10 protein-coding genes are annotated in these 10417 nt (G+C 59.5%); 4 read left to right on the forward strand and 6 right to left on the reverse strand.

From position 1 onward, the window contains the following. Positions 1–182 precede the first annotated feature (182 nt). From BK662_RS08115 to BK662_RS08135, 5 genes are all read right to left on the reverse strand, one after another. On the reverse strand, positions 183–410 hold the full coding sequence (locus BK662_RS08115; protein ID WP_007934245.1) for an MbtH family protein: 228 nt from the start codon (positions 408–410) through the stop codon (positions 183–185). Positions 411–491: 81 nt separating this feature from the next. Continuing rightward, positions 492–1904, reverse strand: a complete 1413-nt coding sequence (locus BK662_RS08120) for an aspartate aminotransferase family protein (protein ID WP_123357646.1) — start codon at positions 1902–1904, stop codon at positions 492–494. 143 nt (positions 1905–2047) lie between these two features. Then, a complete protein-coding gene (locus BK662_RS08125; protein ID WP_123357647.1) occupies positions 2048–2533 on the reverse strand; it encodes a GNAT family N-acetyltransferase in 486 nt (161 codons plus the stop codon). A 298-nt stretch (positions 2534–2831) separates the two neighbouring features. Further along, entirely contained in the window at positions 2832–4157 is a 1326-nt protein-coding gene (locus BK662_RS08130; RefSeq protein ID WP_123357648.1) for an ATP-binding protein, read from the reverse strand. Then, positions 4154–4834 (reverse strand): response regulator, encoded by a 681-nt coding sequence (locus tag BK662_RS08135; protein WP_123357649.1) that lies wholly within the window; start codon positions 4832–4834, stop codon positions 4154–4156. Before BK662_RS08135 ends, BK662_RS08130 begins: the two co-directional genes overlap by 4 nt. Positions 4835–5160: 326 nt before the next feature. On the opposite strand from BK662_RS08135, the gene BK662_RS08145 reads away from it, so the two are divergent. The 4 genes from BK662_RS08145 to dsbG all read left to right on the forward strand — a co-directional run bounded on the left by BK662_RS08145 (position 5161) and on the right by dsbG (position 9365). After that, positions 5161–5856, forward strand: a complete 696-nt coding sequence (locus tag BK662_RS08145; protein ID WP_123357651.1) for a hypothetical protein — start codon at positions 5161–5163, stop codon at positions 5854–5856. Positions 5857–6019: 163 nt separating this feature from the next. Then, a complete protein-coding gene (gene dsbD / locus BK662_RS08150; RefSeq protein ID WP_123357652.1) occupies positions 6020–7756 on the forward strand; it encodes a protein-disulfide reductase DsbD in 1737 nt (578 codons plus the stop codon). After that, positions 7756–8622, forward strand: a complete 867-nt coding sequence (locus BK662_RS08155; protein WP_123357653.1) for a TlpA disulfide reductase family protein — start codon at positions 7756–7758, stop codon at positions 8620–8622. The genes dsbD and BK662_RS08155 overlap by 1 nt, the downstream gene beginning before the upstream one ends. After that, a complete protein-coding gene (gene dsbG, locus BK662_RS08160) occupies positions 8598–9365 on the forward strand; it encodes a thiol:disulfide interchange protein DsbG (RefSeq protein WP_123357654.1) in 768 nt (255 codons plus the stop codon). The genes BK662_RS08155 and dsbG overlap by 25 nt, the downstream gene beginning before the upstream one ends. A gap of 94 nt (positions 9366–9459) precedes the next feature. On the opposite strand, the gene BK662_RS08165 is transcribed toward dsbG, so the two are convergent. Then, positions 9460–10272, reverse strand: a complete 813-nt coding sequence (locus BK662_RS08165; RefSeq protein ID WP_123357655.1) for an alpha/beta fold hydrolase — start codon at positions 10270–10272, stop codon at positions 9460–9462. Positions 10273–10417 lie beyond the last annotated feature (145 nt).

A 10417-nucleotide genomic window follows, 5' to 3' on the forward strand; every position in this document is an offset into this window, starting at 1 on the left:
GTTCATCGCGAGCAGGCTCGCTCCCACAGTGGATTTGTGCCGATCACAGACTCTGTGATCGCCACCGATCAAATGTGGGAGCGAGCCTGCTCGCGATGGCGGCCTGACACGCGACACAAATTCCAAACAAAAAAAAGCCCGCTGACCTTACCGGTTCAGCGGGCTTCTTTTTGGGCGGTGACTCAGTGAGCCACAGCCGCCTGTTCTTCCATTTTCTGGCGCAAGCTCAGTGGACGCATGTCGGTCCAGACCTCCTCAATGTAAGCCAGGCATTCCTTTTTCAGGCCACTCTTGCCCACGGTGCGCCAGCCTTGTGGCACGGCTTTGTAGTCGGGCCAGATCGAGTATTGCTCTTCGTGGTTGACCACGACCTGAAAGAGGATGTCCTCGCGGTCGAATACTGACGTCATGCTGTCTCTCCATCGCTGTAGGGTGGGCTGCACGCCGTGCGCAGCCGTTATGTAGAAGGAACGTTCAAGGCACCAGAAAATTTAGAGGCTGGCGGTGGCGGCGGCCATGGCCCTGCCGAAAATGTCGGCCACCCGATCGATTTCTGTGGCAGTGATCACCAGCGGCGGCAGGAAACGCACAACACCGCCGTGACGCCCGCCCAGCTCAAGGATCAACCCGCGCTTGAGGCATTCACGCTGTACCAGCGGCGCCAGACGACCGAATATCGGTGGATGGCCCTGAGCATCCGGCATGCCGGTCGGGTCGACCAGCTCGACGCCCAGCATCAAGCCACGTCCGCGAATATCGCCCAGTTGCGGGAACTCTCGTTGCAGGATGTGCAGGTGTTCACTCAAGCGTTCGCCCATGGCGGCGGCGTGCTCGCACACCTTGTGCTCAGTCAGGTAGCGCATCACCGCAGAGCCTGCGGCCATCGCCATCTGATTACCACGGAAGGTCCCGGCATGGGCGCCAGGCAGCCAGGTGTCGAGCCAGTCGCGATAGACCACCACCGCCAGCGGCAGGCTGCCGCCGATGGCTTTGGACAGCACCACCACGTCTGGAATGATCCCGGCGTGCTCGAAGGCGAACATCTTGCCGGTGCGGGCAAAACCGCTCTGGATTTCATCGACGATCAGCGCTACGCCGGCCTTCTCGGTGATGCGTCGCAAGCCGCGCAACCAGTCGAGATCAGCCGGAATCACCCCGCCCTCACCCTGCACCGCTTCGACGATCACCGCAGCGGGCAATTGCACGCCGGCCTCTGGATCATTCAGCAGGTTTTCCAGGTAATTCAGGTTCACCTGCACCCCCTGCGCGCCGCCGAGCCCGAACGGGCAACGATAATCGTAGGGATACGGCATGAACTGCACGCCACTGCTGAGCAACGCGCCCAACGGCTTTTTCGGCCCCAAACTGCCCATCAGGCTAAGCGCGCCCTGGCTCATGCCGTGGTAACCGCCCTGGAACGACAACACCGTGCTGCGCCCGGTGGCGGTGCGCACCAGTTTGAGCGCGGCTTCCACCGCATCGGTGCCGGTGGGGCCGCAGAACTGAATTTTGGCTTCAGCGGCCAATGCCGGCGGCAACAGACCGAACAGGTCCTGAACAAACTGATCCTTGACCGGCGTGGTCAGGTCGAGTGTGTGCAGCGGCAGTTCATCGGTCAGCACTTGCTGGATCGCCTCGATCACCACCGGATGGTTGTGCCCCAGGGCCAGAGTCCCCGCACCGGCCAGGCAATCGATGAAACTGCGGCCTTCGACATCTTCGACATAAATGCCCTTGGCGCGCTTGAGTGCCAGGGGAATGCGTCGCGGGTAGCTGCGAGCATTCGATTCCTGCAGGCGTTGGCGGGCCAGCAATGGCGATTCGTTGAACTGATAAAGCGTCTCGGCAGGCGTCGAGATGATCCGGGCCGGCTGATCTTCGATAAGGCTGGTAGCGACTGACATCTCTCGATCCCTCAATACGCTGTTGATAGTGACCAAAACTGCACACCGGGCAGGTGCGCGTTCCGGTCACGGGGCGCACTTGCAGGTTTTCCTGTTCTGGAAACGCATCAGGACCTCAAGGATTTAGACCCTCGATCAGCTTTCTATGAAGGTGGCGACAGTGTCTTATGCATGGGAATGGCGTGGAGTCCCGCCACGATGAAGGTTTCGGCGCAAGCCCGGTAACCCAGACGGTGGTAAAACGCCTCGCCGGTACGGGTGCTGTTGAGCCGCGCCTGAGGCAACCCCTGAGCGATCAACCACATCTCGAGGTCCTGCACCAGCGCTTGTCCGGCGCCTCGCCGAAACCATTCCGGTTGCACATAACAAAACGCGACCTTGCCGCTGATCGCCGCCATGGCAACGCCGATCGGCTTGTCCTGCAGCAGGGCGATGTTCAGGTACAACCGCGGGTCGACCAGCCAGGGCTGCACGTGTTCGATGGTTTTGTTGTGAGTCCAGGTGGCGACAGTTCGCGGATCGTTGCGGTGGTCGAGCGCGCAGCCGACGCGAATGGAGCGCTCGACGATCCGGCTGATGATCCCGGCGTCGGCAGGTGTTGCCTTGCAGATGTGTATCGATGCATCCATGGCGCTGTTACCTCAATCCATTGAGTCAAAGCTGCCGGGGACGATAACGCTGTGGGAGGCTGGGTGGCTAATGGAGAGACGTTACATTTGGTGTGCAACACAGAACAAATGTGGGAGCAACTGTCTTGGTTTATCTGGGAAACCGAGTCGCCACTATCGCGAGCAGGCTCGCTCCCACAGTGGTTTTGTGTTGATCACAGAACCTGTGGCTACCCCGACCAAATGTGGGAGCGAGCCTGCTCGCGATTGCGGCAACACATTCCACAATGATGTGACTAACAGCCCGCGCCAAAAACCATCACACCGGTTGCAAAGGCATCGTCAACTCAACCCGCAAACCATCCGGGCGGCTGTCGAAATGCAGAGTGCAGCCGCAGCGCTGGACGATGGCCTGGACAATCGCCAGTCCAAGGCCGCAACCGGTGCTCTGGCCGTTGCGCCAGAAGCGTTGGGTCAGGTGTTGCAGGTCGTCTTCGGCAATCCCCGGGCCGTGGTCGCGGACCAAAAAACGCACGCGATTGTCGGTGGTTTCCAGGCTCAGCTCCACTGCCCCATCGCCCAGGGTATGGCGCAGGGCGTTGTCGAGCAAATTGCGCAACGCAGCAATCGACAGCACCGCGGGCATTTGCAGCGGCGCATCGGAGGATTTGGCCGGCATCTGAAACTTGATCCGCTGACGATCACCACTGGCTGCATCCTGAATCGCCAGTTTCGCCACCTGCTCGGCGCTGCATTGCACGCCATCATCGAACGACAGACTGCCCTCGACGCGCGCCAGCAGCAGCAATTGTTCAAGCGTGCGGTGCAGCCGGTCGGCGCCCTCTTCAGCCCGCGCCAAGGACTGATCCCGGGCACTGCCTTCGGTCATGCGCGCCACTTGCAGGTGGGTTTTGATGGCGGTCAGCGGGCTGCGCAACTCGTGCGCGGCATCACCAGTCAGGCGCCGTTCGCGCTCGATGGTCTTGCCGATGCGCAGGAACAACTGATTCTGGGTTTCCAGCAGCGGTTGCAGCTCGCTGGGCAATGGCTGGATTTGCAACGGTTCCAGAGAATCGGCACTGCGCCGCATCAACGCATCGCGCATACGATTGAGCGGTGCCAGCCCCTGACCGATGCCGAGCCACAACAGGCACAGGCAACCCAGCAGCGCCACGCCGACCGGCACCGAGGCCGCCAGCAGAATGGACATGTTCAGTGCTTCGCGCTCGATCTGGCGGTCGGCAGTGGTAATGCGCACATCACCGCGCGCCAGGGTGAAGCTGCGCCACGGTGCGCCGTCGATCATTTGATCGTGAAAGCCCATTTTCTCGGCTTCCAGCGTTTGTTCGGGATGACTATGACTGCGGGCCAGGATTTCACCGCGCAACGAGCTGACCTGGCAGGCCATGCCGCCAGGAATACTTAGCTGCTCTGCACTGAAATGAGTGCCTTCGCCCTTGCTCGGCAACGCCGGCAGTTGCTCCAGCAGCCCGGCCACCATCCGCGCCGATGCCACCAGCCGCTGGTCGAGGGAAAACATCATCTGGTTGCGCAGATCACTGAGCATCCAGGCGGCGGCCAGGGCCCAGATCAGCGCAAACGCGGCGCCGAGGGTCAGGCTCAGCCGCAAACGCAGGCTCATCACTTCGATTGTTCTCCGCCATCGGCCGGCCCCAGGCGATAGCCCAGGCCGCGCACGGTTTCGACGATGCCGTTGCCGAGTTTACGCCGCAGGTGATGGATATGGACGTTAAGGGCGTTGCTTTCCAGTTCGTCGTTAAAACCGTAGACGCTGTCCTTCAGTTGCTCGGTGGACAGCACCCGGCCACGGTTATGTAGCAAGGCTTGCAACAGCGATTGCTCGCGGCGCGACAAATCCACCGATTGGCCGCCGAGCAGGGTTTCGCGGCTGCTCGGGTCGTAGGTCAAACGACCGTGCTCGATCAGATTGACGCTGCGCCCCGCCACTCGTCGCAACAAGGTGTGCAGGCGCGCGGCAAGTTCGCGCAGGTCGAACGGTTTGAGCAAGTAGTCGTCGGCACCGGCTTGCAGGCCGTCGACCCGATCGGTGACCGAATCCCGCGCGGTGAGGATCAGCACCGGGATTTCCAGGCCTTGGTGACGCAATTGCTGCAACAGCTTCAGACCGTCTTCATCGGGCAGGCCCAGGTCCAGCACCATCACGTCAAATTCGGCGACCTTGAGCATCGCCCGAGCCTTAGAGGCGGTGGCGACGTGCTCGACGGTCAGGCCTTGAGCGGTCAACCCGGCAACGATGCCGCTAGCGATCAACTCATCGTCTTCACAAACCAGTACGTGCATGGGGGCTCCGTGAGCATAAAAAGACGAGTCAAACAGAGAAGGATTAAGCCGCAATTATGGCAAGGCCAATCACCGACGAGAAGCAGGGCCTTGCACTCAGCTATCGCACCAGCGTATCAGATGAGTATTTGATAATCGCCGCGTCCTTTAAGTATTCGCTTAACTGGCGTAAACACCACAGTTTCAAACCGAAACAAACATCCTATGAAAATCGTACAAAACAGCATTACATCGCGATAATCCAAATCCGCTATCAACCCAACTAACCAACCACTTCGAAACAGCCATTCAATTATTGAACACACCTGACTGAAAGGAATCAGATCATGCCAACATTCAAGAACTTTGTTGCCGTCGATTGGCGAGCAGGAAAAGATAAAATTTACTTCTTCTTCAAGGACACCAATCAATATTCCCGATTTGATCTCGATGAAAACAAGGTTGAAGAGGGATACCCTGCCGATATTACCGCCCATAACTGGGGAGGCTTTCACGCTTACGCCAAGAACCTGCGTTTTGGATTTACCTCCAGTGCACTGGGCGGTTCCTGGGGCGAGGGGGACGACATCTTATGGCTATTCTATTATGTTGGCGATACTCCAATGGTCTGTAAGTATGATCAGGACCTTGACAAGGTGACGGGAAACGATCGTGTTGAAAATTCATTATGGCGTTCACTACTTCCCTACTTTGATCGCATCGTTGCCGGCACGTGGTGGGAAACTGCTGGATTAAATTCCGTATTCAAATCCCTGACAAACGATGGCTACTACATTACTTTCAATTACGAAACAAAGAAAACCACTTACAGCCCCATAACATCAAGCTCCTGGCCTGGATTATACCGCTATAAAAACCGAATCATAACAGCGGTGCAAAACGACGCCCCTCTTATTGACACTTACTATTATATTTTCTTGACCAACAATGAATACATAAGATACGACCTGAAAAATAACAGGGCAGAGACCGGCCCGATAAAGGTCAATGACACCTCCTGGCCAGGACTGATGGGAGACTGAAAATTCACCGAGGTGCGGCGCCCCGGCATCGCACCTCGCCCTTCTCGACAGTGCATACACCCCCTCTGCTTCTGTCAGGGCAAGTCCCCATGGACGCGGTTAATCATCGGTTAATCGCCGCCCGCCACTGTGCATCCCACTTACACAGGGGCAAGGCTTACCCATGCGTCGATTGTTTTTATTCTTTGTTCTGTTGATCTCGGGTGTGGCCCAGGCAGGAACGAATCCGTTCGAAACCAAACCCGATTTTCTCCCGGTGGAAAAAGCGTTCATCTTCACCTCCGAACGCCTTGAATCCGGGGAAACCCAGCTCTATTGGCAAATTTCCGACAATTATTACCTGTATCAGAAACGCCTGAAATTCGACGGGCTGGCCCCGGAGCAAGTGCCGGTTCTGCCCGAGGGCGAATCCCATAGCGACGAGTTCTTCGGCGAACAGCAGGTCTATCGCCAGGGCCTGGAGCTGAAGATTCCGGCCGGAGCCACTGGTCAAATCAAAGTAGGCTTCCAGGGCTGCGCCGATGCCGGTTTGTGTTATCCGCCGCAGACTCAAGTGGTCGACCTTGGCGCAAGTAACGTCCTTACCGCGTTTAATGAAGAAGCGCCCGACCAGGCCCTGGCCAGCGGCCTTCAGCAACGGGCGTTGGGCTGGAGCCTGCTGGTGTTCTTCGGCTTGGGGCTGCTGTTGGCGTTCACGCCTTGTTCGTTGCCGATGCTGCCGATTCTGGCCGGGTTGATCGTTGGCAGCGGCGCCACGCCCAAACGCGGTTTTGCCCTGGCCGGCAGTTACGTGATCAGCATGGCGCTGGTGTATGCGGCGATGGGCGTTCTGGCTGCGCTGCTTGGGGCGAACCTTCAGGCGCTGCTGCAAAATCCATGGCTGTTGGGCAGCTTTGCGGCGGTGTTCGTGCTGCTGGCCTTGCCGATGTTCGGTTTCTTCGAGCTTCAATTGCCGGTGGCCGTGCGAGATCGGCTGGAACATGTTTCGCGTAATCAGCGCGGTGGCAGCCTGATCGGTGCCGGTGTACTCGGGGCTTTGTCCGGCCTGTTGGTAGGTCCGTGCATGACCGCCCCATTGGCGGGTGCCCTGCTCTATATCGCCCAGAGCGGCAATGCGCTGCACGGCGGGCTGATTCTGTTCGCCTTGGGTATCGGCATTGGTATGCCGCTGTTGTTGCTGGTGACTGTCGGCAATCGTTTCCTGCCCAAACCCGGTGCGTGGATGAACCTGCTCAAGGCTGTGTTCGGTTTCCTGTTCCTCGCCACCGCGCTGCTGATGCTGCGCCCGGTGCTGGATGAATCGCTGTGGCTGGGTTTGTGCGGTGCCTTGCTGTTGATTGCGGCTTACAGCGCCTGGAAACAGTCCGAAGGTTTTGGCCGCGTCGCACAGTTGTTTGGCGCCAGCTCGCTCTTGTTGGGACTGTGGGGCAGCCTGCTGGTGGTGGGTGCGGCGGGCGGCAGTGACGATCCGTATCAGCCGTTGCAGGTGTACAGCGCCGACCGTGCCGGCGCTGCCGCGCCAAGCGCTCATGATGCCTTCACTACGATCAAGGAGCCCGCCGTGCTGCAACGCGAACTCGACGCGGCCAAGGCTGAGGGTCAGTGGGTACTGCTGGATTATTACGCCGACTGGTGTGTGTCGTGCAAAGTCATGGAAAAACAGGTCTTCGGCAAACCGCTGGTCCTGGAAGCGCTCAGCGATGTGCGCTTGCTACGGCTGGACGTCACCGCCGACAATGCCGCCAGCCGCGAACTGCTCGGCCGCTATAAAGTGCCGGGGCCGCCAAGCCTGCTGTGGATCGGCCCTGAAGGTGAAGAGCGTCGCAGCCAGCGCATCACCGGTGAGGTCGATGCCGGCACCTTCCTGCAACGCTGGACCACCACCCGAGACGCTCGTTAATGCTGACTTTTACCCTCGGCACCTTTGCCATCGCGCTTAATCACCTGCTGCTGATCAGTGCCTTGGCGCTGGCGACCTTTGTCGGCTGGCGGGTGGCCAAGCGTGGTGGCGAGAACCCGGAGTCGGTGCTATTCAGCCTGTTCCTGCTGGGCATGCTGGCGGCCCGGGTCGGTTTCGTGATCGCCTACTGGGCGCAGTATCGCCACGATCCATGGCAGATAATCGACCTGCGTGACGGTGGTTTTCTCGCCTGGCCCGGGGTGGTCGTGCTGTTGCTCGCCACCTTGTATCTAGGCTGGCGTCGCCCGGGCCTGCGCCGACCGTTGGGCTTTGGCGTGGTCAGTGGTCTGGCATTCTGGTTGCTGGCGACGTTCTCCCTGAGTATTTACGAACAAGGCACGCGTTTGCCCCAGATCACCCTGCGCAACGCCGCCGGCCAGACCGTGCAGCTCAGCGACTACCAGGGCGGTCCGCTGGTCATCAATCTTTGGGCCACCTGGTGCCCGCCGTGCCGCCGGGAAATGCCGGTGCTGGAAAACGCCCAGCAACAGCGTCCGGACCTGACCTTTCTGTTCGTCAATCAAGCCGAAAGCATGCAGAGCGTCAGCACCTTTCTCGAAACCCAGGGCCTGAGCCTGACTAACGTGCTGTTCGATGGCAGCGGTCGATTGGGTCAGGCCGTGGGCTCCATGGCATTGCCGACTACGCTGTTCTATAGCCCCGACGGGCACCTGCTGGGCAGCCACCTGGGCGAACTCTCTGAAGCCAGCCTGGCCCGCGCCCTGGAAAACTTCGACACCCCGAACCCGGCCACCTCGGCCATGCCCTCAAGGAAATTGCCATGCTCCGCCTCCGCCACCTGCTGACGTTGACCCTGGGTGCCGCCCTGCTGCACTTGCCGTCGGTACAGGCCGAAGAATTGCCTGAAGCGATCAAGAAGATCGAAGCCAAGGGCGCCAAAATTGTCGGCACTTTCGACGCGCCCGACGGCCTGCGCGGTTATGCAGCGCAGTACCAGAACCGTGGTATGGCGTTGTACCTGACCCCGGACGGCAAACATGTACTGCTGGGTAATTTGTACGATGCCCAAGGCAATGACCTGAGCAGCGCGCCGTTGCAGAAACTGGTCTACGCACCGATGGCCAAGGAAGTCTGGGGCAAGATGGAAGCGAGCAACTGGATCGGTGACGGCAACAAGGACGCACCGCGAATCGTCTATCTGTTCAGCGACCCGAATTGCCCGTACTGCAACATGTTCTGGGAACAGGCGCGGCCGTGGGTCAAGGCTGGCAAAGTGCAATTGCGGCACATCATGGTCGGCATCATTCGCGAAGACAGCCCGGGCAAATCCGCCGCGCTGCTGGCCGCCAAGGACCCGCAGAAAGCGTTGGAAGAGCACGAGAAATCCGGCAAGGACAGCTCGCTCAAAGCGTTGAAAGACGTGCCGCCGGCCATTCAGGCGAAATTCGCGGCGAACATGCAGTTGATGGAAGACCTGGAACTGGCTGCCACCCCGGCGATTTTCTATATGGATGACAAGGGCCAGCTGCAACAGCAGCAAGGCGCGCCGACGCCAGACAAGTTGGTGAAGATTCTGGGACCCAAGTAATCCCACCGCCCCCATCGCGAGCAGGCTCGCTCCCACAGGGATATGCGATCACCTGTGGGAGCGAGCCTGCTCGCGATGAGGCCATCAAAATCGGCTAATTCCTCACGCCTAGAAATTTCAACAGCGCATCCGTGACAAACTGCGGGTTCTCCAGATTGGAGATATGCCCCGCCTCCGGCACCAGCACATACGGGCAACCAATCAACTCGGCCATTTCTTCGGTTTCCGACGGCGGTCGCGGTTTGTCCTGATCGCCGCACATCAACAGCGTGGTTTCAGGGTTCAGTTCACCCAGACGCGGCAGCAAATCATCACGACCAAAGGTAATCCGCCCCATCGGCACGATGCTTTGACGCAGGCGGTCAGCTGGCAGCGCAGCCAATTTTGCGCGGAAATCCTGATACAGCGCCGATTGCGGATCGATGCCCGGACGGAAGAAGATCGGCACAATAATGTCGAGCAACTGCGGCGAGATCACACCGCTGTCTTCGATCTGCTTGAACAGCGAGAAATAGTATTGGCGAGTCGGTTCAGGTTCGACGCCGACATAGGTGTCCATCAGCACCAGGCCGTTGAGCCGTTGCGGCGCTGACAGCGCCAGTCGAACACCCCACATGGCACCGACCGAAAGACCGACCAGCGTGACACGATCGACGTCCAGATGATCGAGTAATGCCAGTGCCTGGCGCGCCACGTCATCCAGCGACGTCATGCACTCGGGCATCCGCCCGGACTCGCCATGGCCCCACAGGTCCAGGGCGATGACCCGATAATGCTGCGACAGCGCCGCAATCTGTGGCGCCCACATGGCTTGGTCCCACAGGTAACTGCCGGCCAGCAGAACCGCAGGGCCTGTGCCTTGATCTGTGTAGTGAAGCGCTTGTCCATCAACCGTTACGAAGGGCATCGACTGTCTCCCTGGGGAAATCGGATCCATTAAAAAAGCACAGGAAGACTGAGCCGCATGGGACCGGCAGTCAACCGGATTGAAGATCAAAAGATCGCAGGCTTCGCCAGCGCCTGCATGGGCTCGGCGGACACCTGCAGGAGCT

Source organism: Pseudomonas frederiksbergensis (assembly GCF_003732275.1).
Taxonomy (GTDB): Bacteria; Pseudomonadota; Gammaproteobacteria; order Pseudomonadales; family Pseudomonadaceae; genus Aquipseudomonas; species Aquipseudomonas frederiksbergensis_H.